General features: G+C 39.8%; 19 protein-coding genes. 5 read left to right on the top strand and 14 right to left on the bottom strand.

Translation table 11 applies throughout. From position 1 onward, the window contains the following. Positions 1–65 precede the first annotated feature (65 nt). A complete protein-coding gene (locus AB7E63_RS00120) occupies positions 66–1,907 on the top strand; it encodes a hypothetical protein (protein WP_059360349.1) in 1,842 nt (613 codons plus the stop codon). Here the strand turns inward: AB7E63_RS00120 and AB7E63_RS00115 are convergent. After that, entirely contained in the window at positions 1,904–3,193 is a 1,290-nt protein-coding gene (locus tag AB7E63_RS00115; protein WP_006340565.1) for a hypothetical protein, read from the bottom strand. The genes AB7E63_RS00120 and AB7E63_RS00115 overlap by 4 nt on opposite strands. 124 nt (positions 3,194–3,317) lie before the next feature. On the opposite strand from AB7E63_RS00115, the gene AB7E63_RS00110 reads away from it, so the two are divergent. Next, entirely contained in the window at positions 3,318–5,969 is a 2,652-nt protein-coding gene (locus tag AB7E63_RS00110) for a DEAD/DEAH box helicase (protein ID WP_006340564.1), read from the top strand. 71 nt (positions 5,970–6,040) lie between these two features. Here the strand turns inward: AB7E63_RS00110 and folE are convergent, their stop codons facing one another. Next, entirely contained in the window at positions 6,041–6,727 is a 687-nt protein-coding gene (folE, locus tag AB7E63_RS00105; protein WP_006340563.1) for a GTP cyclohydrolase I FolE, read from the bottom strand. Between the two features lie 11 nt (positions 6,728–6,738). Continuing rightward, positions 6,739–7,173 (bottom strand): 6-pyruvoyl trahydropterin synthase family protein, encoded by a 435-nt coding sequence (locus tag AB7E63_RS00100; protein ID WP_226987514.1) that lies wholly within the window; start codon positions 7,171–7,173, stop codon positions 6,739–6,741. A gap of 595 nt (positions 7,174–7,768) precedes the next feature. Here AB7E63_RS00100 and AB7E63_RS00095 point away from each other — a divergent pair. Further along, a complete protein-coding gene (locus tag AB7E63_RS00095) occupies positions 7,769–10,708 on the top strand; it encodes an insulinase family protein (RefSeq protein ID WP_428418374.1) in 2,940 nt (979 codons plus the stop codon). A gap of 46 nt (positions 10,709–10,754) precedes the next feature. Here AB7E63_RS00095 and AB7E63_RS00090 read toward each other — a convergent pair whose 3' ends face one another. The 3 genes from AB7E63_RS00090 to AB7E63_RS00080 form a co-directional block, all read right to left on the bottom strand. After that, positions 10,755–12,230 (bottom strand): hypothetical protein, encoded by a 1,476-nt coding sequence (locus tag AB7E63_RS00090; RefSeq protein WP_006340558.1) that lies wholly within the window; start codon positions 12,228–12,230, stop codon positions 10,755–10,757. Between the two features lie 330 nt (positions 12,231–12,560). Continuing rightward, positions 12,561–14,594 carry an ankyrin repeat domain-containing protein gene (locus AB7E63_RS00085; protein WP_006340557.1) on the bottom strand — a complete coding sequence of 678 codons (2,034 nt, stop codon included), beginning with the start codon at positions 14,592–14,594 and terminating at the stop codon, positions 12,561–12,563. Positions 14,595–14,687: 93 nt separating this feature from the next. Beyond that, positions 14,688–16,409 (bottom strand): ankyrin repeat domain-containing protein, encoded by a 1,722-nt coding sequence (locus tag AB7E63_RS00080; RefSeq protein WP_006340556.1) that lies wholly within the window; start codon positions 16,407–16,409, stop codon positions 14,688–14,690. Positions 16,410–16,945: 536 nt separating this feature from the next. Between AB7E63_RS00080 and AB7E63_RS00075 the strand changes: the two genes are divergently transcribed. Then, on the top strand, positions 16,946–17,098 hold the full coding sequence (locus tag AB7E63_RS00075; protein WP_006340555.1) for a hypothetical protein: 153 nt from the start codon (positions 16,946–16,948) through the stop codon (positions 17,096–17,098). Between the two features lie 175 nt (positions 17,099–17,273). Here AB7E63_RS00075 and AB7E63_RS00070 read toward each other — a convergent pair whose 3' ends face one another. The 4 genes from AB7E63_RS00070 to AB7E63_RS00055 all read right to left on the bottom strand — a co-directional run bounded on the left by AB7E63_RS00070 (position 17,274) and on the right by AB7E63_RS00055 (position 21,975). After that, the gene (locus AB7E63_RS00070) at positions 17,274–18,482 is read right to left on the bottom strand and encodes a dihydrolipoamide acetyltransferase family protein (RefSeq protein ID WP_006340553.1); all 1,209 of its coding nucleotides are present in this window, start codon (positions 18,480–18,482) and stop codon (positions 17,274–17,276) included. Between the two features lie 12 nt (positions 18,483–18,494). Further along, entirely contained in the window at positions 18,495–19,472 is a 978-nt protein-coding gene (locus tag AB7E63_RS00065; protein WP_006340552.1) for an alpha-ketoacid dehydrogenase subunit beta, read from the bottom strand. A gap of 4 nt (positions 19,473–19,476) precedes the next feature. Next, on the bottom strand, positions 19,477–20,559 hold the full coding sequence (locus AB7E63_RS00060) for a thiamine pyrophosphate-dependent dehydrogenase E1 component subunit alpha (protein ID WP_059360333.1): 1,083 nt from the start codon (positions 20,557–20,559) through the stop codon (positions 19,477–19,479). A gap of 87 nt (positions 20,560–20,646) precedes the next feature. After that, positions 20,647–21,975, bottom strand: coding sequence for a sugar porter family MFS transporter (locus tag AB7E63_RS00055; RefSeq protein WP_036745963.1), 1,329 nt, complete (start codon positions 21,973–21,975; stop codon positions 20,647–20,649). A 133-nt stretch (positions 21,976–22,108) separates the two neighbouring features. Between AB7E63_RS00055 and AB7E63_RS00050 the strand changes: the two genes are divergently transcribed. Next, a complete protein-coding gene (locus tag AB7E63_RS00050) occupies positions 22,109–22,516 on the top strand; it encodes an acyl-CoA thioesterase (protein ID WP_013924235.1) in 408 nt (135 codons plus the stop codon). Here AB7E63_RS00050 and AB7E63_RS00045 read toward each other — a convergent pair. From AB7E63_RS00045 to AB7E63_RS00030, 4 genes are read right to left on the bottom strand one after another with little or no spacing between them, the layout of a single operon-like run. Next, the gene (locus tag AB7E63_RS00045; protein WP_284452791.1) at positions 22,513–23,388 is read right to left on the bottom strand and encodes an MBL fold metallo-hydrolase; all 876 of its coding nucleotides are present in this window, start codon (positions 23,386–23,388) and stop codon (positions 22,513–22,515) included. The genes AB7E63_RS00050 and AB7E63_RS00045 overlap by 4 nt on opposite strands. Beyond that, complete coding sequence (locus AB7E63_RS00040) at positions 23,376–24,143, bottom strand: enoyl-CoA hydratase/isomerase family protein (RefSeq protein ID WP_284452790.1); 768 nt, start codon at positions 24,141–24,143, stop codon at positions 23,376–23,378. Before AB7E63_RS00040 ends, AB7E63_RS00045 begins: the two co-directional genes overlap by 13 nt. After that, positions 24,140–24,490: an AtuA-related protein gene (locus AB7E63_RS00035; protein WP_006340546.1), complete on the bottom strand. Its 351-nt coding sequence runs from the start codon at positions 24,488–24,490 to the stop codon at positions 24,140–24,142. Before AB7E63_RS00035 ends, AB7E63_RS00040 begins: the two co-directional genes overlap by 4 nt. Further along, positions 24,478–25,848, bottom strand: coding sequence for an acyclic terpene utilization AtuA family protein (locus AB7E63_RS00030; RefSeq protein WP_284452789.1), 1,371 nt, complete (start codon positions 25,846–25,848; stop codon positions 24,478–24,480). The genes AB7E63_RS00035 and AB7E63_RS00030 overlap by 13 nt, the downstream gene beginning before the upstream one ends. Positions 25,849–26,057: the final 209 nt, after the last annotated feature.

The raw sequence follows: 26,057 nt of genomic DNA, 5'->3' as shown, positions 1-26,057 counted from the left end.
AACTAACCGCGCTGGTCATTTCTTTAACTAATTTGAACACGACTTATAATCGAAGGAATTTGGCAATGACTGTCAATAACGAGTTTTCACGTGTGTATCCTGCTTATGGGCTTTCCGGAACTGAAAGAAAGAACTCTTTACCGACTCTATCAAAGAAATTTCTCTTTGTATCTCCGACGGCACTTCAAGCAACAAATAAGCCTAGAAAAGTGAATAAAATAAAACACTTTTTCACGTATGTTGTTCGAAAAATTGTCCAATTCTTTAAAGGGATTAAATCTAAATTATCTCAAAAACTAAAAAAACCTTCTAAGAAACCTTCAGCATATGTGATTCCAGCTGCGCCACCACCACCACCATCAAAGGCATCTCCTGTAAGTTCTCAACAAAAAAAAAATCCTAGAGTGTCTCCAATGCCTTCCGCTCCGAAAGAAGAGAAGTCCGAAGGGGCGAGTGCTGCGAAAAGACCAGTGAGCACTTCATCTCCTATGATGAATGAGCTTAACAAGGCTGTGTTAAACAAAGGGAAAAATAGCAGTAACATTTCGATAGAAGAACAAATTCAAAGAAATAAAGCAAAAAAAGAAGCGTCTGATCATTCAGAAGAGTCAAATGGCTCAGGATCTGTTCAAGATCAAATCAAAAGATTCAGTGCAAAGCCTAAGGAAGCAGGAACTTTTGAGAAAAAAACAGTTAAAAAAGATGAAACACCCGTAAAATCTGAAGTTTTATCTGTTGAATCTATTCTTACACAAGAAGCATCAGCATATATTGCTCCAGACGATGCTTTGCAACCAAAGCCAGTTTTAGAATCGTCTGCAGTTCCGAACGAAATTTCAAGGCAGAAAATTCAAGATGCTTTGTCGTCTGGTGAAAGCTCCCCAAGAGATCTTTCATCTTCGGGGGAGGGTTTTGTGGTTATTGAGGTTTCTCAGACAAATGAAAAAGAAAATGATAAAACGGAATCAAAACCCATCAATTCTTCGTTTTATTTTGGTGAAGAATTTATCAAAGTGGAATCTTCTCAAGACCCAGAGGCGGGGCAACTTCCTAAAAGATTAGACCTTTTCAATTCAGAAGGAAAAGTGGAGCCTCTTGAAACGCCTTTTTTAGGGGGCACTACTAGTTTAGTGGACACTGCTGAGGAAGATGTGGAAAAGGGTGATCCGCAAGAAGAAGACAGAAGAATGGCTGAGCTTGCGAATCAAACAGTGGAAACCGAAGTATCTAGCCAGCCTAAAAAGCATGAATCTCCACAAAAGGTAGTTACTGAAGAGCAAGCACAAAGAGTTTCAAGGATTGCTCCAAAGCTTATTGAAAGATCAACTCAGAACCCTAATCCAGGTAGGTTAATAGATAAAATGGGAGGTTTTATGGAAGGCTTGAATGTTAGACTTCCGTTACCCGGTTCTACCCCCCCTAAAAAAAATCCAGCTCCAGCTCTTTCGCAAGAACCTGTGACTGGTTCGGTGCAAGTTGGGACTCCTACGCCTTCAAATGTCAATTCACGGCAGGATTCTTCCGCACCTACCGGTTCAGATCCTAGCATTTTAGCGACGCCTGAAAAAAGACGGCCTCTTCCTAGGCAGCCAAGAAGAAGTTTAAATGAGGGAATCCCGGATACCGATTCGGGTCCAGAGCAAGAGCAAGCAAAGTTTATTTCTCATCAAATTGCAGGCCTAATGAGTCCGCCAAGGGCAGATGATGCACTTTTAACTTCAGCCGCGAATCCGAATTCCCCATTAAAATTAGATTCTGAGGGGAGTATTTTAGGTGGGCTTGGCAGTTCGAAAAGCAACCTCGATCATCTCACTAAATTAAGACCCCAGCAACAACATAAGCGGTCCCCCACAGCAAGAAAAACGCGCAAGAAAGAAATTTGTCTAGAGAAGCCAAACGCATCCTAAGATGCTTTTGGCCTTTTAGTGAGTTTTTCATGAGCGAGCTTTTCATGAATGCGTGATTCTGGCAAGAGATCGTTGATTAAATAATTGATAGAAAACTGTGTTAAAGACTCTTTTTTGGTGTGATCATCCTGGCACATTGCATAGATGACTTCATTAAAAAAGAGGGCTTTTATCCAGTTCTCTTTTTCCGGGAAAAATGCAATGGTTTTTTTTAGCCATTCATAAAGGTGCTCTTCTTCTATCTCTAGATTTTGTTTCACACAATAAGGCTTCAAACATTTAGCGATTAAGCTGTCGATCGCTTGCATCTTAGATGTTTCGTTGTGGCAAAAATGATGTTTCGCAACAGCGAACAATTGAAATAAAAGCTCTGTGCTTTTTGTTTGTTTAAAAAAGACCTCTAAAGATTCCCCCACAAGGGTTTTGAAATGGAGAATTTTTCCTTCATCACCCAGCTCGAGCTGTTGATGGGCTCCAGGTCGTGTCATTGCACGCATGGTTTCCCAATAGGTTTCTAAAACCGCAGGATCGGACGCTGTCATATTGACGTGCTCAAAAGCTTTTTTTTCAGAGCCATTTAGGTTAGATTTTTCTTTTTTAAGGATTTCGGCAACCTGACTCGCTGCGTTTTCGGTGAATCCACCCATTTTTTGCAGACGATAGGAATCAATGGTTTTTTCGCGTCGCAGAATGTTTAAGCATACATGAACAAAATGGATGGAAGTATTACCGTAAAGCTTCGGGCACGCTATTTTAATCAATTGAGGATCAGTTTGATTGCTAATTTTTAAATTTTCATTTGAATGAATGCGAAAGCCATTAAATTTTCGTAGAGAAGATTTTAGATAATTCCAAGACCATTTTTTAGGTTCTTCAGAGCTTTTATTCCATTTTTGAAACATGCCTAAATGGTCATTAAAAAGTGTTGCAGCACGTACTGAGTAGTAGTTGGGGGAGACCACGGAGCTCACATCATCCGATTTCTTCACAGTTTGGAGAATACGTTTAGTGGTCTTATTGATTGTTTGAATGTGCTGAGCTAATCGCTCGATTTTTTGATCCGTATCTTGTTGTCGTTTTTGCCGTTTTTTCTTAGAAAACACACTCTTAACCAAACGGCTGATGTCGACGAGGCGTGCATGTGCCCATGAATATGTCAGAATAGGCGTAAAGACTTTTCCTTCGTCAATATAAACATTTGAAATCCCGTGGTTTGAAATTTTTGCAACTTCTTGGACGGCATCGAAATAAGTCAGGTATTCTTGTTGGGTGAGATTAGCGACCATAGTTAAGTCCTTGAGTTTGAAAAACGGTTTAAATGGCTTATTCTAAAAGATTCTGTGTTTCCAACAAATAGAAATTTCCGTAAAATTCTATTTGCTCTGCAACTTCCTTTTAAAAGAATGTTAAATGTCACTTAAGTTTTCTATTCAAAAAAAATCCCTAATCAGTGAAACCGGTTTTTCAGTTAAGATTGAAAATGCGGATGGATTGCCCCTTTCGAAGTTCTCTTCTTTGCTCGCATTGGCTAAGGATAAAGAAAAGGTTGAACAAGAGGTCCTTCATTTCCTCGCCAAAGAAGGGGTTCCTTCTGAAGACAATCCTTGGATTATCAAAGTGCCCGGCCTTTCCTCTCTAAAAGCCTTAAAGCTTTTGGCTGCCACTGGGCACCTATTTTTTGAAGGTCGCTTACTGATTTCTGATTTTTTTACACCCGTTGAATTTTATTACTTTGTAGAAGGTTCTACCGAATTGTCTATCTCTGGCAAACTGAAGGCATCTAAAGATGAGTTTGATATTCGCGACTGTGACTTTATGACAGGAGGACCTCCTCACTGGTTTATAAAAGGCCATTTTTTACGTCTTATCTCGACGGAAATCTCCTGGAGAAATCTGCATAAATTGCTAAATAATCCATCGCAAGACTGGGTGAAAATTTTTTTAAAGGAATGTCAAGAAGACGTTGCTCTTGGTGGACCTCGCATTGTTTTTCAAAATGAATCGGCTAGTTTAACGCAAGATGTGGCACCATTGCCTTGCTTAATTTTAAAAGATCGCTTTGGTGCTTTTGCAGATTTGTGGATGCTCTATGGAGAGCAGAAGGTTCAATATGGAGAGATTGTGCGGTCTCCCGTTAAGCGCGATTTGAAAACAGAAGAATTGTGGGCACAGGATTTGCTTGAAACCGGCTTTCAAAGAAAGCAAGTAGGGACATCTCAATATTACTGTCCTCTAGATGAAGTTCCCAAAAGTCTAAGTTTTCTTTTAGAATTAGGTTGGACCCTTCTTGATTTTCAGGGAAATCGGGTGGTCAATTATTCCAATGCCTCTTTAGATGTTCAGACAGGGCAAAAAGAAATCCTTATTCGCGGAAAGCTTCGTTTTGACGATTATGAGGCTAGTTTAGGGGATGTGGTGGGAGCTTTCAATCGGCGTGAAAATTTTGTGACAATCGGTTCCGGTGTGGTAGGTTTACTTCCACAGAATTTCAATAAGAGTGGGCTGCCTGATCTAGCTGAAGATGGCGAAATTGTCTCTGGTGGAATTAAAACAAAAAAAAGTCATTTTGGCTCTCTTCTGGAATTATTTGATACCCCTTACCAAATCTCGGCGGATCGTTCTTTTGAGCAATTGAGGCAAGGACTCCTGGATTGGAATGAGACCGAGGTTGTGGTTTTAAATCATTTTAAAGGAACGTTACGCCCCTATCAACAACATGGTGTGAAATGGTTAAAATTTCTGTTCGATCAAAAATTTCACGGTATTTTAGCAGATGATATGGGGTTAGGAAAAACCATTCAGGTTTTAGCTTTTTTATCGCTTTTGGATTCTGAGCTCCCTACGTTGATTGTTTTGCCGACTTCGTTGATTTTCAATTGGAAAAACGAAATTGAACGATTCTTAGAGGGACGAAGTCTGCACATCCATCATGGGCCCAATCGTCTGCAGCAATGGGAAGCATGGGATAAAAAAGGGATTATTCTTACGTCTTATGCGACGTTAAGAATCGATTTACCTATGTTCAAAGTCATAGATTTTCAAGCGATTATTTTAGATGAGGCGCAAGCGATAAAAAATGCACATACTTTGACGGCTCAAGCGCTCACACAGCTAAACGGCCAATTCCGATTATCTCTGACAGGCACTCCCATTGAAAATCACCTGGGTGAACTATGGTCCCAATTCCGATTTTTGATGCCGGAACTTTTGGGAAGTGAAAAAGATTTTCAAAATGATCTACAAGCCTCAGAAGGGGATTTACGCTATCTACAAAGGATCAAGAAGAAAATTCGTCCGTTCATGCTACGGAGAAAAAAGGAAGAAGTAGCAAAAGATTTGCCAGAAAAAATTGAACAAGTTGTCTGGGTAGAAATGAATCCTGAGCAACGTCAAGTATACGAGGACTATTTGAGTGGTGTGCGCGGCAATTTGTTTAAAAAGGTGGAGCTTGATGGCATCTCTAAGCACCGGATGGAAGTTTTAGAAGCCATTTTACGTTTACGCCAAATCTGCTGTCACCCTTTACTGGTGACAGCTCAAGAAGGTTCATTTGTCGCAAGTGCAAAATTGGACGTGTTGATGCAAGATTTAGAGACATTAGCTGAAGAAGGAAAGAAGGCGCTCGTTTATAGTCAATTTACGAGCATGCTTGGCTTGATTGCTAAAGAATTTCAGAAACGCGGATGGAATTTTGTTTACTTAGATGGAAGTACACATAATCGAGAAAAGGTTGTGACCCAATTCCAAGAGGATGCTTCGATTCCATTTTTTCTCATCAGTTTAAAAGCAGGTGGAGTTGGATTAAATTTAACTTCTGCTGATTACGTTTATTTATTTGATCCTTGGTGGAATGAGGCAATTGAAAATCAAGCGATAGATCGTGCTCACCGAATTGGACGTCAAGATACGGTCATTGCAAAGCGTTTAATTGCTATTGAAAGTATTGAAGAAAAAATCCAAAAATTAAAAGAGAACAAGCGGCAACTTATCGAAAGTTTGTTTGATGAAACGTATGGGCAAACTCAGCTATCAGAAGAAGATTTTCAATTTTTACTTTCTTAACACCGAAAGACCTTTTTAAAAGGGCGCGCACATTTGTGCATTATACACAAACAGTGCGCAAGACATTCTCGTTAGAGCTTAATTTCGCTATGTTTAGGGATTGCGCCAAAAAACTCATTGCGATAGGTGTCTTCTTCGAAGAGGCCGCCCATGTCATATGTGCGAGTAAAGCAATCAGCATCTTGGACTCCTCGCATTTTTACACACAAATGAGAAGCATCGATCACAACTGCAACATCAGGGGTATTCAAGAGAGAAGACAGGCATTCTTTGATTTGCCGAGTTAATCTTTCTTGAACTTGAGGTCTTCGCGCGAAATAATGAGCCACTCGATTAAGTTTAGAGAGGCCGATAACGCGATCATTTGGAATGTAAGCAATGTGACAGTAACCTAAAATAGGCACAAAATGGTGTTCACACATGCTGTGTATGCTAATGTGAGATTCAAGTAGCATATTCCGATAATTGAACTTATTTTCCTGTGTGGTAATCTTGGGAAAGTTATTACGATTCAAGCCAGGAAAGAGTTCCTTAACCAACATCTTAGCATAACGATAAGGTGTTTTTCGAATGGAATCATCCTCGACATCCATTCCAAGAGTTAGGAGGATTTTTTCAAAATAATATTCGATGTTTTTTATTTTCTCATCGTCCGTTAAATGGTTATCATTCCATGGATAAGGAATTTCATCCCCTGAATCGTTAATATGGGAAGTAGCAAATGGATTTGAGAGTACTTTTTCTTCTAACTCTAGCATTTTATACCTTCTTATAAATAGGCTTCTACATAGCAATTATCTGTCTCATACAATGTGACTTTTGTAATTGTCACCCCAGTCCCTTCAAGCATAAGGGGGCCGATTTCTCGGAGTATATATTCTGCCATATTCTCGGCGGTTGGGTTAAATTTGCAGATAAATGGTTCCTTTTTTCTTGGGATACTACGAAGCATTTCCACGACTTTTTCGTCTCGCTCATAGACTAAGAAGTTATGATCCCAATACTCTTCAATCCAAGATCCAATGCGATCTTTTAAGACGGAGAAATCAATAATTCTTCCTAAAGAATCTAAGCAAGGTGCTTCGGCAGTAAGGTGGATATAGTAATTATGTCCGTGCACTGTTGCACATTTACCTTCATGATCCATGACTCGATGCCCAGCACAAAAATGCAACTTTCGAATACATTTGATTGTATTTTTCACAAAAACCTTTTGGTTATATTCATCTCAAGCCAAATTCATAAAAAGCAAATGACGCGAGATCAAAATTACCAAGGTTTTCAAATTCAATCAATAAAAAATTTCTCCAATTTAAACTTAATAAATAATCATCAAATTTTATAAAAGAAATATCAAAAATGAAATGTATGTTTTTATTTTAATTTATTTGACTTGTGAAATTAAAATCGACTATAAGTAAATGTATTTAAAGACGATAAATTTTATTAATTCTTCTGTCTTCTTGGTTTATAGCTCAAACTTTTTGATGAAGGTGGAAAGAAAGTTTTTCACTTCCAACTTTATTCATCAAAACTTTCTTACATCAAATAAGGTTTCAAGAAAGCAAACATTTCATGCGGAAAAGAAAACCAAAATCAAAAATTTAAATCAACCAAAAAAAAGAAATAATTGTCTGATCAGTTGTGAAAGATTGTATGATAAAGAGATGATTAAAATAAAAAATTTGATTTTCTGTGTTAAAAAAAATAAAATTTGCATCCTCTGCTCCTTTTGCTTGAGAGTTATGTGAAAACGCTAGAAAATAGGGGTTTTTTAACGCAAAGAGGCAAGGTGAATCATGTGGAATAATTGGTGCGTCAAAGGTCTGTTGGTTCTTGGAATTTTTGGATGGTCGTCATGTCTGTTATGTGAAGAGGATTCCGCTTCTTATACAGTGGTACAAGATCAGGCTAAAATTCCGATTTTGACTCCTGCATTTTCAGGGAGAAAAACATTAAAAATCCGTTTAAAAAATGGTTTAGAGGCCTATCTTATCTCCGATCCTTTAGCCGAAAAGTCTGGTGCCGCTTTAAGTGTAAAAGTGGGAAGTTGGGAAGACCCTAAAGAATATCCAGGAATTGCGCATTTCTTGGAGCACATGCTATTTTTAGGCACAAAAAAATATCCGATTGAATCTGAATATAGCAGTTTTGTGAGTGAAAATGGAGGGACATCCAATGCGTTTACAGCCAACAGTGCCACCAGTTATTTATTTACGATTAACAATCCTGCTTTTGATCAAGCCTTAGATCGTTTTGCGCAGTTTTTTAAAGAACCGCTTTTTAATCCATCTGGAGTCGATCGTGAATTAATGGCCATCGATCAAGAGTACGCCAAAAATTTAGAAAATGATGACTTTCGTGCTTTATTCGTGCACAAGACTTTGCAAAATCCTAATCATCCCAATGCAGGATTTAATATGGGTAATAGTGACACTTTAAATAAAGTCTCGCAGGAAACCTTAGTGGCTTGGTATCAGACCCATTATAGTGCAAATCTAATGAAGCTTATCATCTATTCGAATCAATCCCTTGAGAAGCTTACACAGCTTGTTGTGCAAGATTTCGCAGATATTCCAAATACTCATAAAACCCAGTTTAGCACAACAATGCCCGCTTTTTCTGCGGAAAATCGAGGGAAAATCGCTTATATCGAACCTCTAAAAAATTTACGTTCCGTGACTTTGATTTGGGAAATGCCCGCTAAATTTGCTGAAATGCAAGATGGGAAGCCCGATGATATTTTATGCTTTATTTTGGGTCATGAAGGGAAAGAAAGCCTTTTAGCACAATTAAAAAGGGAGAAGCTTGCAGAAGGATTGCGTTGCGGGGGAGCCAAATCAGGAGAAAAATTATACGAGTTTTATCTTGAAGTTGATCTAACTCAAGAAGGCTTGCAGGAAGTCAATACAGTCATTTTGCGCTGTTTTCAAGCCATTGCCAATCTAAAGAAAAAGGGGGTTCCCGAATATGTCTTTAATGAATTAAAACGCTCTGAAACGTTGGATTACCAATACCAATCTCGGGAGGATGAGTTTTTTGATTTAATGAAACAAATTCGATGGATCGTCAATGAACCATTAGAAACTTATCCAGAGAAGACTCAGATCATTACTTCCTATCAACCTCAACTAATCCAAGAATTTTTAAGTGCTTTAACGCCTGAAAATTGTGAGATAGAGGTTACTGCGTCGCCACAAGAGTCAAAAGTGCAGCCAGATCAAAAAGAAAAATGGTTGGGAACCTCCTTTGCTATACGTCCGATCCCGGAAGATATTTTGAAAAAATGGAAAACCGCAGAACCTCATCCATCCATAGATATTCCAGGACCCAATCCTTTTGTTCCAACACATTTAGAAATCAAATATCCTAAAACAGAAGTACAGGATCTAGGGTATCTTCCTCAGCCGACAAAGATTATCGATAACGACACCGCAACCATCTATTTTGCACCAGATAAACGTTATCAAGAACCTAAGGTCTACTGGTTTTTTCAATTTCGCACCCCTGAAGTGATGGCGGATGATCCATTAAAAATTGTAATGGCCGATTTGGTTGTTAAAGGGGTCGTAGAAGCATTAAGCCAACTGAGCTATACTGCAAAGTTAGCCGGACTTAATTATTCCGTTAGTCAAGAGCTCAATGGAATTTCGGTGTCTTTGGATGGCTATAATGAAAATGCTTTAATGTTGTTTGAAACAATTCTCTCTGCATTGAAAAATGAAGAGCTAACCAAAGAAGACTTTAATCTCTATAAAGACATCCTCTTGCGGCAATATTTGAATTTCAATCAAGAAATGCCGATTAAGCAAGCCTCTGAATGGTTAAGGGATGCCATATATAAAAGATTTACGACAGAAAAGCAAAAAGCTTTGGCCATCCGAAAAGTCACCTACGACCAATTTAGCACGTATCGGAAGAAGCTTTTTGAACAGGCTTATATTGAAGGCGTTTTGTACGGAAACATGTCCACACAAGAAGCTGAAAAGTGTACATCACTCGTTATGGATCAATTTGCCGGCAAAGTTTATCCAAAGAGTGAGAGGCCCGAAATTGAAGTGATGGTCATGCCAAATGAAGGTGGTCCGTTCTATGTGGATTGCAAAACAAAATCACAAGGGAATGCGGTGATCTTGGCGATTGAAAGTGAACCCATTTCGTTTACGGCGCGGGCGGCTCAACAAATTTTGATGCAAGCCATGAAAGATCCTTTCTTTTCAACCCTGCGCACCAAGCAGCAAACAGGTTATATTGTCTTTTCTTCCGCCGAAGAAATCAAGCAACATCTATTTAATCTTTTTGCTGTGCAATCCAACACTCATAATCCAAGAGATTTATTAGCACGCTTTGAGTTGTTTATTGAAAGCTTTTTACAAGAGTTAAGAAGATCTGAGTTGCGTGAAGAGCAATTTTTAGCTATTAAGTCTTCCCTTTTGGCTGTTTTGCAAGAACCCCCCAAAAGTCTTGTTGAGATGGGAAAAGTATTGCGGCTCATGGTGACAGATTACCATGCTGATTTTCAGTGGCTTGACAAAAGGATTCATGCGTTAAAGACCATTACCTATGAAGATTGTCTAGAATATGCGGACTCTGTGTTAAACAAAAAAAATAAGAGACGCTTGGGAATCTTGCTAAAAGGCTCTCAACCGGACGGGAATATTTTAGATTATGCGCCTATGCGTTCTATCGGAGAGCTGAAACAACTCAGCACTTATACGCCTTTTAATCCGGCGCTATAAGGAAAAAGAGCCGAAAGCCAAATGAATGGCTTTCGGCAAGTGTCGTTTAAAGGGTGATAGCCGGAACAATTTGCCCACTGGTTAAAATACTTGAAATTTGTGCTTCATCAAGAGGGAGTTTTTGGAGAAGTCGCAAGCCTAGATAGGTTGCCGCTGCACAAGACTCCAAAGCTTCCTCAGGTGAGCGTTCTGTGACGGAACTGTCATCGTGACGATAATACTTTCCTTCGGGTGTTTTCTCGATGCAGATATAGTGTCCTTCGTTTTCATCGCCTTCATGGACAATGGCGGTGGCGACTTCGAAAGCACAGGCGTATTTAGGACTAATGGAAAGCGAATGATTTTCTTTAATAATTCCCACCTGTTGGAGGTCGTTTTCAATGAGTATCAACCGTCCTTCCGAGTCCAACTCAATTGGGCGACAATTCTTTTTCACCCCTTCTTCTGTTAAAACATTTCTTTGAATGTTCACGTAAAGGTGCTGGGGGATATTAACGAGCATTTGCTTAATCAAATATTGCTTCTCAGCCACTCTATCTTCGAGAGTTTGCAAATCAAAATCGGAAAAAGAAGGGATTGAACTTTCATGCTCATTTTGGTAGTAATTTCCAATGTCGATGGGTTCTTCTTTGTCAGCAGTTTCTGCCGTAAAAGTGAGCGAAATTGTCTGTGTGTCAAATTCTTTTGCATGAGCATATTTAATCACACCATCCTCTTGAGGTTCGTAAAGGTTAAGTGTGCGAAGAAAGTTGTTTTTTGTTTCATCGGTAGGGTTATCATGATTGATTCCAGCTGTGTTGGGCCATCCAAAACGACTTTGAATTAAACTTATTGCCTCAGCCGCTTCTTGTTGGTTAAATTCCAAAATATCCATCACATTAGGCATTAAAATGGGAAGGGCTTTCACCAAGCGCAAGCAAAGATCTCGATCAATAACTCCTTCAGATTGCGTACGAAGTTGATAAATGACAACTTTCAAGGTGCGCTGAAATTCTTGAATTTTTTTTGTCTCATTTGCAATTAAACGCTTTCTTTTCCAGGGACGCATTCCCTCAAGTGCAAAAGTTGCTTTAGGGAATTCCTGTTGATCATAGAGGCCATCAAAATTTGGATCACATGCGAGCATTTTTAAAACCGCATTTAACCAGCAGGTATTTCCCACATTGGGTGAGCCCACTCGAATACCTGAAGGAGGTGGAAGGGGAAGAGGTCCTGGATCAGGCAAAAGAGATTTTGTTTTGTAAGGGTTGGGCATATTTGGAAAGTCAGAGGATTCTAATTTGTGAATTTTTTTCTGTTTTAAATAGGCTAAGGTTAGCATGAGGACTAAAATATTGAGTCCTAGTGAAGGCAGTAAAGTCGCGATTGCCAGAGTAATGAACGTCGCTCTTTGTTTTTTACTGAATCTATCAGTTATGGTACGTGTTGTGCCATCTGCCAATTTAAGCTCGGACTTTACCTTAAAAGGTTTTTTCCAGTGAGATTCTGAAAAAAAAGTTTGAATTGTATTGATTTCAGCCATAAAAATTTCCTTAATTTATAAATACCCTTTATGATATATTACCGAGCATTTTTAGAACAGAGCTAAGCTTTTGTTTTGTTTCTTCGGATCCTTTAAATTTGTTTGCGATTTCTGTCAATAACGCTTGATGGGGAGAGACCTTCGATTGATTGGTAATGTCTAAAGCTATGAGAAGAGCTTGTTCTCGATCTCAAGAAGACCGTATTTGCTTATCTTTAATTAGGATTTAGGAAGTATATGAAGTTTTTCTTTTTTTGTTATGAGAACTTCTTGAACTTTTACAGGATCCAAATTGTGAAAATGAACCGCAAATAGAGACATGCAACTTTATTATTTTTGATGGATGACTTTTTTAAGTAAATGCTTTGTAGATTTAGGTCCTTTGAATTTTTTGTCGATGGCTTTAAGCAAAACTTTATTGGGTTTGATTGTTCCAGGAGTTCGATAATAGGTTAGGGCTTCTTGCAAAATATGTTCGCGGTCCCAAGAAGACCACTTTTTATAAATAGAATCGGCAATCGCTTCTGCTTTCAAAGTAACTTGATCATGAGGTAGGCTTTCCTGCAGTTTCTCTGCAATTAGCACAAATAGCATCCCTCTAAAAGCTGTTTTTAGGCCAGCCCAAGTGCAAGTTCCTGCTTTCTGAGGCCGATATTTAAAAGATAAAAATTCCTGAGTATTTAACTCTTCGTACAGTCTATTTTGTAACTGTAAGGCTTCTTGGCGAGACATGACTGGAGTGATGCCTAAAACGTTTTGTGGTGAACCAGAAAATGTTTTTAATTGAAGTCCGGGTGCAATGGAGCTGTCAATTTCCTCTCCTCGGTTGCTCTCAGCTATGATCCCTTTATATACAAAGCGGTAAGTTGTATGTGCCTTCCAACCTGTCGGGATGAGAATGATTTGACCTTCTTCGTAGTGATGTAAGCGGTGTTGGATCACCTCGTTGGATGAGAAATTGATGTCTAATTTTTCGTTAAAAGCTGTGAGAATTTTGGTGCGGGCTTGCTCGGTGAATTCTGGGAAGGCGCTTAATGGAAATGCTTGAAAAAAAGTGCGGAGCGATTTTTCAATTTCTGGGATCGTAAAAAAAGAACTCGATTTTGACAGGGAAGAAAAATTGATTCCAAAACGATGGGTTAAAAAGGTTTGTCGTAACCAATCTCGATGTTCTTCTACATCGACTCCGTATCTGTGAAAAACGTTTAAATGCTCACCCTTAGAAGTTGAAAACGCTTGGTTGGCCAAATAAAATTGGTTGTAGATTCCATCGAGTTCAAAAGGTGTAGGATCAATTTTGTTCTGTAGAATAAGTTCTAGTACAGCAGGTGAGGCATATCTTAGTAAAAGATTAGCGAATGCTTCCGAAGGCATTTCCGGATCAAGGAAAGAAAACATCGACCGAAAGAATGCGGGATTATCAAGGGACAACGTGGCCGCAAAAATAGGAATATCATTTGCGAGGATGTTTGGATCAGCACCATAGCGCAATAAAAGTTGTACAGCTGTTAAATCTTCATATTTGATGGCTTGATAAAGAATGGCGTTCTCATTGGGGTTCGCATCATGTGCCAACAGTTCTTCTAATGCCTCATGACTGCGATGGTAAAGCGCTCTTTCGAGTAAGCTTTCTCCTGATGCATTGATCTCGGATAGCGATGCTCCTTTTTCGATCAGCATGGAAATAACTTCGGGATAATTAGAATTTACAGCGTCAAACAGTGGCGAAAAATCTTGCTGGGGATGGGGAGAAACACCTTGATCCAAAAGATAAAGAGCAGTTTTTGGATGGTTTGTCAAAATGGCTAAGTTTAAAGGCGGAATTTCATGTGCATCATTGGCGAAATTGAAGTCAAACTCGTGATTGGCAAAGTGTTCGAGGACTTCTAAACATCCCTCACCCACAGCATGTATAAAAGCGATTTGCAATTCATTTACAGAGAGGGAGTCAAGTCCTAATTTAAAGACTTTGATTTGCTCAGGCGTCCAAAAGGTTCCCGAAGGGATACGAATGGGCTCTAAAGGGGCGAACTTTTCATCGTTTTTGATTAAGGGAGATGGAGGAGGCGTTGTAGGATGAGAAATAAACTGGTGTAAATCAGGAAATGGGGGAGGCGATTCTACTGAGATAATCGAGGAAGATAATTTGCGTACCTTTAAAATCTTCTGATCATTAATGCGAACTCCAGTTTTAATTAGATGCTTTAAACGATGGATTTTAACCAACAAGCGTTCTCTAATTGCTCCCAATGATTTTTTATTTCCAGAAGAAAAATATTTAGGAAGCTCTTCCTTATCAACTTTTAAAAGATTCTTAACTGTTACAGGATTTAAATCATGATAATAAAAAGAAGGAATAGACATAAAACCTCACCAATTTCAGTGTATTATCTCATTTAATTATTAAGATTTTAATAAGAGATATAGTGGAGGATTTAGTTGTGTATCTATTTTAATTTAGCTTAGTTTTTTTAGCTGAGGGGAATTGATTAAAATAGTCAATAAGTCTCTTGTTTTTTTTGATCCATGAAACTTCTTTTTGATGAGCTTAAGTAAAGGTAGATTGGGTTTGGCTGCATCGGGGGCTTCATAGTAGCGCAATGCTTTTAAAAGCTCCTGTTCACGATCCCATTTAGACCAAGTTTTATAAATCTTGTTTCCGATGCGTTGGGCTTGATTTGTCGCCCGATTGATGGAATATCCTTGCCGTTGGAGTTCTTCTGTGATCAAAACAAATAGGATGCCTCTAAAGGCTGTTTTGAGTCCTGCCCAAGCGCAAATTCCTTTTTTGTGAGCTTTATATTTAAATTGGATCACTTTTTCTGCTTTTAGATTTTGATACAAAAGAGAACTCGCTTGATGGGCTGCACTGAGCGATGATTTACATTTTGCTCGTTTTAAATCCTCCTTTTTTAATGTTTCAAAAGTATGAATTTGCAATCCCGTTGGTGTTTCTTCCTCGAATTGGGCCCCACGATTACACTCTAAGAGTAGCCGCTTATAAGCCACGCGGTAGATGGCGTGTGTGTCCCAGCCAGCCGGAATTAAGACAGGCTCTCCTTGTTCATAGCGAGAAAGACGATGCGTATGGAGGTCTTTAGTGTCGAATTCATCTTCCTTTGAAGCGTATTCAAACGAAGAAAGGATTTGATTACGTGCTTCCTTGGTCAATTCGGTATAGTGGGCAGGAAAGTGCTTAAAAAATTCCTGAAGCGATTCATACATTTCTGATAGGGTGCGATGATGGTCAAAGGATTCCAATTTCAGATCAGGCACACTGACATCAAATCGATGAGCTAAAAATTTTTGTCTAATCCAATTTGAATAATCTTCACCTTTTATCCCATTTTGATGGAAAGCCTCTAGATGGTCGAATTTTTTTTCTGAGTAGAGGATATGATAAGCTCCTGTGGAAGAATCCAACTCAGCTTTTAACCCTTTCTTGATAAATAACTCTAAGACTTCTACCGATGCATTGGCAAGTAAGGTCAAACGGAAATCTTCATTTATTTTATCATCCCTATCCTGGTATCTAAATCCGTGCTCAAGCAATGCCTCCATAATCTCGGGCTTCGGCTGCTGCAGCGCTGCGACGTAAATGGAGAAATTTCCATAGCGAGCTCGGGGATTTGCTTTAAATTCTAGGAGCATTTTAACAGCTTCGACGTTTCCTTTCCGAATCGCCCGGAGAAGGGGAGGATAACCCTCATCCAGCTTGATTTTTTGATCTAGAAATCTGCGCAAAGTCTCACAATCATTTTCTTCAATAGCCCTTTCAAACGCATTTCTTGGAAAAGGGGTTCCAAATGTGAAAGGTTCTGCTTTTGGTTTAGGAGGTGGGATAAAGGTGGTTTTAGGTTTTACTTGAAAGGTTTGAAACGCGGGAAATTTTTTACGCTCCGGAATGCCATAGATATAAGTTTGGGGAATAAAATAGCTTTTTTTGGGGAAAATGGGCTTAATTTCAAATTTGTTTAAGAGGAGAAGGCTGTCGATTTTGCGTTCATTAATCCAAACGCCCCCGGTCTTAACGAAATGCCAGATCCGATTGGTTTTTTCCCGTAAAAGGCTGATGGAATCGGAACGAAAAAAGTTAGAAAGCTCAGGGGGGAGTATTTTTAGAGCAGATTCCACATAAAGGGGATTTAATTGTGCACATTTAAGAGTGATATCAGACATCTTATTTTGCCCATGTTTTTAAAATGAACGAGATAATAAGATAACTGAGAATTTTATGCCTAATTATAAAAGTGAAGCTGGATTTTCATAAGTTTTATTGCTTTATCAAGTTCTCGTGCTCGTCAAACTCGAAAGCGAATGAGATCTGGTAAAGAAATTCAAAAATTTTGATTTTCATCCTCAAATTTGGTGACTTCTATTCAAAGAAATCCTATAACTTCAAAAAATCATGTGTCTTAAGGGGTAAGAGATAAAATGTCCTTTAAAAACACAAAAACACGTATATAGAGATAAATAGAATTCATAATGAAAGCTTTACTTTTCCTAATTCTGAAACTGAGATAAAGCACTTAATAGTTGCTCTCAATGCATTAAAGCCCTTATCTAAAGAGGATATCAAATTTTACGAAAACAAAGTAAAATATCATCAGGAAAAAGCCGATTTTTTATATGAATTCACAAAGAAAAAAATCTGATGGTTACCCGATTTATCTGAAAGAAAAAAAGCGAGATATTGTTTTACTACAGCGGTAGCTATGGCTGTTCCAGGATCTCCTCAATCTAAACTTATTGCCGCTATTTTAAATTTATTACTTCAATATGGTTTGGACTGCTTGGCCGAGTGGGAAGAAATAGATGAAAAATTATATTGGATAAAATACCATTATGAAATGGCTGAATTCTATTAGGATGTTTTAAATAAGTTAGCTAAATAATTTAAAAGTATATTGGATTGATAATTTTTGAAAGGGGGGAGTGCAAGCCTCCCTAAAATTAATATTTAAAATAAGAATTGCAAAAAAAATATTGAGGCTTCAGCAAGAGTTTTTAGGGCTTAGCCAACAATTTACAGGCAAACATGGCTTATAAAAGTGGAGCTGGATTTTGAATCAAAGTGGCATAATGATACGAAAAAGTTGCAGCCATGTCTCCATCAATAATCCTGTGATCAAAGCTCCAAGACAAATTCAACGTATCGCGCAACTCTAAAATCCCATTTTTAGCGATTGGTTGTTTCTGGATTTTAGAGACAGCAAGAATCGCAACTTCCGGATAGTTAATGATGGGAGTAGCCCACAATCCTCCTCCACCTAAGACACCAAAATTGCTAATGGTGATCGTCGATTCTTTCATATCGCTTGGAGCTAAACGATTCTGAGTCGCCCGGTTTTTGAGCTGCTCATATTCCCGAATAATGTCTGCTAAAGACATCTTTTCCACATGTTTAAGGACTGTCACGATCAATCCCAGTTTTGTGGCCATTGCAATCCCAATGTTGTGAGGTTGGTGGATGCGAATGGACTGATTTTTGGCATCTACAGAACTGTTAAAAAGTGGGTATTGTTTAAGCGTTAACGAAAGGGCTCGGATTAAAAAAGGCATGTAGGTGGCATTGATATTTTCTTTGGCGGCTTCTTCTTTTATTTTCTGGCGCAGTTTTACTAAACGTGTAGCTTCTACTTGCTCAAAGTAGGAAAAATGGGGAATAAAACGTTTAGAAAGAGACATCTTTTGCGCCATTAACTGCCGAATGCCGATCAAAGGCTCTATTTGGTCGTCAGGTAAAGAGAGGGGAGGTGGGCAGCTTTCTTCAGGGGATTGAGAGACATATTTTTTGATGTCATCTATAGTAATTTCACCGTGGTCACCAGTTGCAGAAATCGTGGACAAATCTAATCCCAGATCGCGGGCCATTTTACGGGTAGCTGGAGCTGCCAGACTTTTTTCCTGTGTACAACTTGGAGCTTTCGTTTTGACCTTTTTGGGAAGGGGCTGTGTACTCGCTATTTGCTCAGCCTTTTTTTGCTGAGGCGTCGGATGAATAGCCTCCTCCAATTCAATATCGTAAAGAGGTTTGCCTTTAATGGCGATTTCACCCGGTTGATAGTATATTTTGACAAGTTTTCCGGGATGAGGGGCAGGAAGTTCGACGGTGGCTTTATCTGTCATGACAATCACCACAGGTTCATCTTGCTCAAGTCTTGTATCCAGTGACTTGATCCATTCGATCACTTCTCCCTCGACAACGCCTTCACCAATATCAGGAAGTGTCACAGTAAAGATTTTTTCCATTGCAACCTCTGATTAATAATGCATGGTTTCGAGAACAGCTTGAATCACGCGATTGGCATCTGGCAGATATTCATGTTCAAGCGTATGAGGAAAAGGTGTGTCCAAGCCACAGCATCTTTTAACGGGGGCTTCGAGACTTAAAAAACATTGTTCCATAATGGTGGCTGCAATTTCAGCACCGAAGCCAGCTGTTAAAGGGGCTTCATGAGCTACCACACAGCGACCTGTCTTTTGTACAGAGTTGACAATGCAAGGAATATCGAGAGGATTCAGTGTGCGTAAATTGATCACTTCAACATCTACATGATGTTCTTGAGCGAGTTTTTCGGCAGCTTCCATGTTTTGATGATGTTGTGCTCCCCAGCCAATGAGTGTGACTTCTTTTCCGATACGTGCAACAGCTGCTTTCCCAATGGGAATGACATATTCCTCTTCAGGGACGTCTTCTTTAAGAGCCCGGTATAACCGTTTGGGCTCAAAGAAAATCACAGGATCATTTGATTGAATAGCGGCAGTGAGAAGGCCTTTGGCATCATACGGAGAAGTGACTACAATGACAACAAGTCCTGGTACAGATAAAAATTGTGCTTCGGGAGATTGTGAATGGTAATGTCCGCCATGAATGCCTCCACCGTAGGGTGTGCGTATTACTAACGAGGAGGTATATTGTCCAGCAGTGCGGTAGCGCATTTTGGCGAGTTCGTTCACAATTTGGTCATAAGCAGGAAAAATATAATCGGCAAATTGAATTTCACAAATCGGTTTTAATCCTCTTTGTGCCATTCCGATACCAAATCCAATAATCCCTTGTTCTGCCAAAGGTGTATCAAAGCAGCGGTCATCTCCAAAGGCATCATGTAAACCTGCTGTGACACGAAAAACGCCTCCAAAAGAACCGGCATCCTCACCGAAAGCGACCAATCGGCCATCTTTAGCGAATTGCTGATGCAGCGTATGATTTAAAGCTTGGATAATGTTCATTTCTGGCATGGATCTATCCTTTTTCCCCAAATAATTGATTCACAGCTTGAAATTCCTCTTTTAGGCGTTGTGGAATTTCAAAATAGACATCTTCGATCATCGAGTGTAGGGGCGGGTGTTCCGTTTTTTTAGCCACTTGGATCGCTTCATCGATTTCTTTTTTAATTTTTGCAAGCAAAGCTTCTTCTTTTTCAGCATTCCAAAGTTTTTTAGATTCCAAGTACAAACGCAATCTGCGAACAGGGCATTTATTTTCCCATGACTTAACCTCTTCCTCAGAACGGTAGCGACTTGGATCATCCGAAGTTGAGTGAGCTCCCATTCGGTAGGTCATCGCTTCAATTAAAATAGGACCATGCCCTTCGAGGCAGAGCTGTTTAGCTTTTGCTACCGTTTCGTGGACAGCAAAAAAGTCATTGCCATCGACTCGAAAAGCTTGAATTCCATAACCAATCCCTTTGGGATAAATTCCATCAGAGGCAAATTGACTGGTACAAGGAGTTGAAATAGCGTAACCATTATTGCGACAAAAGAAAATGGCTGGAGCTTTACGGACTGCTGCGAAATTAAGGCCCACGTGGAAATCTCCTTCAGAAGTAGCTCCGTCGCCAAAATAGGCAACTGCCACAGCTTCCTCTTTCTGTATTTTCATCGCATAAGCGCAGCCAGCAGCATGAGGGATTTTCGTTCCGATGGGAGAGGAGACAGGCACAACATTTAAAGCCTTAGAACCAAAGTGGTTGGGCATTTGTCTGCCCATAATCAAGTCTTCCTTATTCCCGAACATATGGTGGAGGTATTGCTGAATGGTGAAACCACGCCAAAACATCACTCCGAGTTCTCTATATTGCGGATACATCCAATCCGCAAGATCGAGAGCGGCCGCGCTTGCAACGGCACAGGCTTCTTCTCCAAGCGAACTTAAGGCAAATGAAATGCTACCTTGCCTTTGGAGGGTAATCATCCGATCATCCACACTGCGGGTTAGTACCATTGTTTCGTAGCCGCGAATTAATACATCATCCGCAATCTGATGCTTGCATTCTTTAGAGAGAATCCCTTTTTCATTTAAATAGGAAATCGTGGAGATTTGCATGGCGTTTTAAACGTCCTTTTATTCAGTAAAGATCCTCAAAAAATACCCGATTTGCATTATTCGCACAAGAGTGTGAACCGCTTATTACTAGACGATTTTCTGCATTTCGATTTCTTCTAATGTTTTATTTTTGGTTTCAGGAACAAGAAAGTAACAAAAAAACCATGCTACGATGGAGATGAGGCCATACAGCCAAAAAGTCCCCGCTTGCCCCAAAGAGTGGATTAGCGTAAGAAAAGTGAACGCTACGATGAAATTGGTTAACCAATTCGTGATAGTCGCAATACTCATCGCTTTACCGCGAATTTCGAGAGGATAAATTTCAGATATCAGCAACCAAAAGATGGGGCCCAAGCTAATCGCAAAAGAGCAAACATACACAATTAAGCAGGCGAGGGTGATTTCTCCGAGCATTTCGGAAACATGAGGGATTGAAGAGGCCAAACCGAGAGCAAACAAGCTGAAAATCATCCCTGCCAGCCCTATTAAGAGCAAAATTCTTCTTCCTAAAGTGTCTAACAGCTTAAGTGCAAAGAGGGTGGCAATGAGATTAACGGCACCGATAATACTCGTTGCAAAAACGGCTCCCACAGCAGATTTAAACCCAGCCAATTCAAAAATGATCGGAGCATAGTAAATAATTGTATTGATTCCAGTCGCTTGTTGAAAGATCGCCAGGCCAATTCCAACGACCAGCATGCGCTTTACCCATGGTGTGAAAACAAAAGCGTTTGTGTTCGAGCCGGCAGATACTTGACGAATCTCTTGAATCTCCCGTTCCGCTTCTTTCTTCCCGTGAAGAATATGCAGAATCCGTTTGGCTTCTGTTTCTAGCCCTTTTTTGATCAGCCAACGGGGGCTTTCTGGGAGAAAGAGCATGCCGATTCCAAAAATGAAAGAGGGAAACGCTCCAAGCCCGATCATCCAACGCCAGTTTTCGCTATACGCAAAAGCATAATCGACACAATAGGAAACTAAAATGCCAATGGTGATGGCTAATTGATTAAGAGAAACGAGACGTCCCCGAATGGGAGCGGGGGAGATTTCAGAAATGTATAGGGGAACAATCGCAGAAGAAATCCCCAGGGCTATCCCAATAAAAATGCGACTGATAGCTAACCAACTAAACTGGGGCGCAAATGCTGAAGCAACGGAGGCAATCGTAAACAAACAAGCAGTAAAGAACAGCAAGCGCCATCTTCCTAATTGATCAGAAAGGAAACCCGCGCAAGCACTACCCACGATGGCGCCTAATAAGACTGAACTGATGACAATTTCAACTTGTGATGAAGACAGGTTGAAATCATGTCGAATAAAAAGAATGGCACCAGAAATCACGCCTGTATCATAGCCAAAAAGCAAACCTCCCAAGGCGGAAAGAGTGACAATCATGTAAAGAGACAATGGATGTTTCACGGCAAAACCTTTCTTTCTGTTCTGCCATAAAAATCCTGCAATTGCAATTCCTCTTTTTAAAAATCTTGAAAGTTTTCTGCAGGATATGCTACATCAAAGGACTCTTTTAACCTCTTACTTATCGAGAATGCTCATGTACATCAGTCATAATAAAGTTCGTATGCATGATACAGATATGGCAGGAATTTTGTATTTCCCGCGTCAGTTTCGTTTTGCCCATGATGCTCTAGAAGATTGGGTGGAATCTGAAGGATTGGGATTTAACCAGGTTTTCCATCACGAAAAGTTTGTGTTTGTGATTGTACATGCGGAAGCCGATTATTTGGTATCATTACAAGTAGGGAATAAGTTGGAAGTACATTTGACCATTGAAAGGGTGGGAACAAGTGCTTTTACTGTGAATTACCGCATTTATAAAGAAAACCAACAATTGGTTGGGACAGCCAAAACGGTTCATGTGACATTGGATGCCACAACGCGCCAAAAAATCGAAATCCCCAAAAAATTTAGAGAAATTTTAGAAAAGCATTTAGTCGCTTAATTCAATTGAAGGATTCCATCTTTTTCTAGAATCGCAGTGACAGAATATCGTTCTGAGTGATTACGTCCAAGTTTACCACAGCTCATGGATGGATCATGGCAAAAAATAAGCACTCCATTTTCTTTTTCAAGTTGGGACAAAATTTGCCTTTTTTCGTCCACCATGAGCTCGGAAAAACGATCATACCCCATAGTAATCGGTAAATGTAACCAAGGAATGCCTGGGATTAAATCGCTGGCAAATAGAATTGTGTGATGATTAACACGCAATTTGGCTAGCATGAGTCCTCGGGTATGCCCATGGGAATAAACAAAAGAAATACCAAAATTCAAAGATGGGTGGGATGTTCCCTCAATCAAAACAAGCCTACCCGATTCTTGCAGTAAAGTATGGAGCTGAGGAATAAACGAAGCTGTTTCTCGTATGTGAGGCTTTTGAGCATATTCCCAATGCTCTTTTCCCACAAAGTATTGGGCATTCGGGAAAAGGAGTTGGAGAGGAGAATTTGCTTTGTAAGCAGATAAAAGGCCTCCTGCATGATCAAAATGCAAATGAGATAGCACGACTGCATCGATATGTTGATGAGAAAGCCCTATCTTTTGCAAATTCTCAATCAGCACATTCTCGTTGTTAATTCCATAGCGTTCACGCAATTTCGGGTCAAAAAAAGCCCCACTTCCTGCTTCTAGTAGAATATTTTGATCCTGAACTTGAATGAGGAGCGTGCGGCTTGCTAAAGGAATTCGATTCAATTCGTCAGCAGCAATCCACCGTTTCCACAATTCTTTTGGAGCATTGCCAAACATGGCTCCTCCATCCAAACTCAGTCGATTCCCTTCTAAAATACGTAGCTGCATCTTTATATTTCCCATTGCGGATTTCTTTTTTCTAGAAAGGCCTGCATCCCTTCTTGTGCCTCTTTTGAGCGGCGTCTTTGTTGGTGATTACTGAGGGCTAAAAGGAGGTCTTCTTCAAATTTTGAAGGATAGAGTTTTTGAATGAGTTGTTTTGTCTCTTGAGTTGCCTCGGGAGCACCCTTGATAACCGAATTTGCCATTTTTAAGGCTTCAAAAAGAAGTTTTTCCTGAGGAACAACTTGATTAATTAAACCAATCACTTGCGCTTTTTTTGCATCAATTAGTTCACCTGTCAGCAAGAGTTCTTTCAAATCTTTTTGTTTAAGTTGTCGCATTAAGAAAACCATCACTTGCGCGGCAACTAAACCTCGTCGAGTTTCAGGATAGCCAAAAAAGGTATTTTCACTAGCTAAGGCGAGATCACATGCTGTGACAAGGCCCGCTCCACCAGCGATAGCTGCCCCATGTACAGCCGCAATAGTAATTAAGGGTGTGTGATAAAGGGCGGAAAAAACTTGAGCGAGAATTTCGCTCGACTCGATTGATTTTGATGTATCACAGGCTTCGGCAAGATCCATGCCTGCACAAAAAACGGGACCCTCTCCTTGAAGAATTAAAATCCTTTTTGAGGGATCCTTTTCAGTTGATTTCAAGGTAGAAAGAAAATCCTGCAATAAGCTGATATTCAAGGCATTTCTTTTCTCAGGACGGTTTAACTTGATGATCACGACGTTATGGCTGGGATGTTCGACGAATATATTTGTATTCATGAGGCTAAGCATTTTGTTAATCTGTTTTCATCGATTTCAAGAGGCATTTCAAGCAAGATTTGACCTAGTGCTTTGCCTTGTGCATCAATGCGAAGGGAACGGCTTGCACCTTTTCCTAATGCCCCTTTAAGTACAAAATTCAATGCCCCTAAATTAGGCCACTCATAACGGATCACGCTCTTTACCTGCGTCTTTTGCATAAACTGCAGCACTTTTTCCGATGTGAGTATTTCGACAAGAAATTGATAACCCTCACTGGTATAAGCAATAACTCCAATATTGGAATCAGAACCTTTGTCACCACTTCTTGCATGGGCAATGTCATAAAGATGGATCAATTTGTGCATAGTTGCTCCACTGCATACGTTTGAGTGCAAGGCGTGACATCTTTTGTGTCAATTAAGCAGGGCCAATAACCAAAGACGGGTAAAATTTTGGGACGGCCTGTTAAATAGCCCGTGGTTCCTTGAGGACCACTTGTGACAAGTGGTGCAAATTCTTTAACAAAAAACTCTAAAGCTTCCCGGTTTTCATCTGCGGCACTGACTTTTAATACACATTCTGTACAAGCGCCTTGCGGAATAATACCTAAAGTGGCATCTCCAGCTCCAATGCATTCAATCAATGAATCTTGCAAGTTATATCCAGCTTGTTTGACACGTTCAAGAATGATGGTACCACATTTTCGCGCCTTTTTATCCGCATCCATTCCAATTATTGTGAGCAGTCCATCGGCTCGATACCCATTTTTATATGTGGCGCTCACCTTATAACTGGTAGGTGGGGGAGATCCTTTACCTCCGCTTACTCTTACTCGATTAGGGGCTTCTTCTTGCAGTTGAATGTTCAAAAATGACACATTGACATCTGGGCTTAAATAAGAGCCAGGGTCTCCAATTTCATATAACAACTGTTCCTTAATGACAGGAAGATTCACAATTCCACCAGTGTGAGGGGGCTTTGTTAAGGTGAAATGCCCTTTTTGATCCATTTCGATAATCGGAAATCCGATCATTTCTGATGCCGGAAGATCTAGCCAATTCGTCAGAATTCCTCCTGTTGCTTGCGTTCCACATTCAATCAAGTGACCAGCAATTGTCGCGTTGGCAAGTAGATCATAATCTTGAAGATCCCATCCAAAATGAAAGGCTGCAGGAGCTACTGTTAAGCTGGGATCTGCGACACGTCCTGTAATCACGATATCGGCGCCTTGTTGTAACGCTTCGACAATTGCAGAAGCTCCTAGGTAAGCATTTGCGGTGACAAGCTTTGGTGAAATCGTTTCAATCGACGCATGAGTTTCTAAATTGTGAAAATTTTCAGGGGACTTGAGAAGGATGGAAAGGACATCGTCTCCCGTCACAATTCCAATCTTTAAATGAACACAGCCAGTGCTTTTAAGGATTTTGGCGCATTCTTGGGCACATCCAAATGGATTCAATCCACCCGCATTTGCAATGATTTTAACCTTCGAACCCTTCTTCCAAAAGGGGACAAGAGATCGAATTGTTTCGATAAAATCTTTAGCATAACCTAGAGTAGGATTTTTTTCTCGTTGGATGGCCATAATCGACAGAGAGACCTCAGCTAGGTAGTCCAATGTAATGTAATCCAAATCGGGAACTTGCTGAAGAAGTGTTGCAGCTGCAGAAGGGCGATCTCCCCAAAAAGCGGATGCGTTAGCAATGCGAATAAGTCTATCCATTTGATCTTTGCAAGTATGAGTTTCGAAATTTTGAATCTAATCCACTCTCTTAGAGATTTTCAAGGAAAATATGGTGAATACATTAAAATAAACGTTAGCGTTAATTTCGGAAAATTCAAATCAGAGGTTTTCAAAATTTGCAGAAGATTTTTGAGTGGGTAGATATAGTGTAGGGGAGTTTTAGATATTATTAAGTCTGCATTTCTATC

Origin of the sequence: Parachlamydia sp. (assembly GCF_050255895.1) — a bacterium.
In the GTDB taxonomy this organism is placed as follows: domain Bacteria; phylum Chlamydiota; class Chlamydiia; order Chlamydiales; family Parachlamydiaceae; genus Parachlamydia; species Parachlamydia acanthamoebae.
Note: the sequence above shows the minus strand (reverse complement) of the source record. Positions and strands in the feature narration are given on the sequence as shown.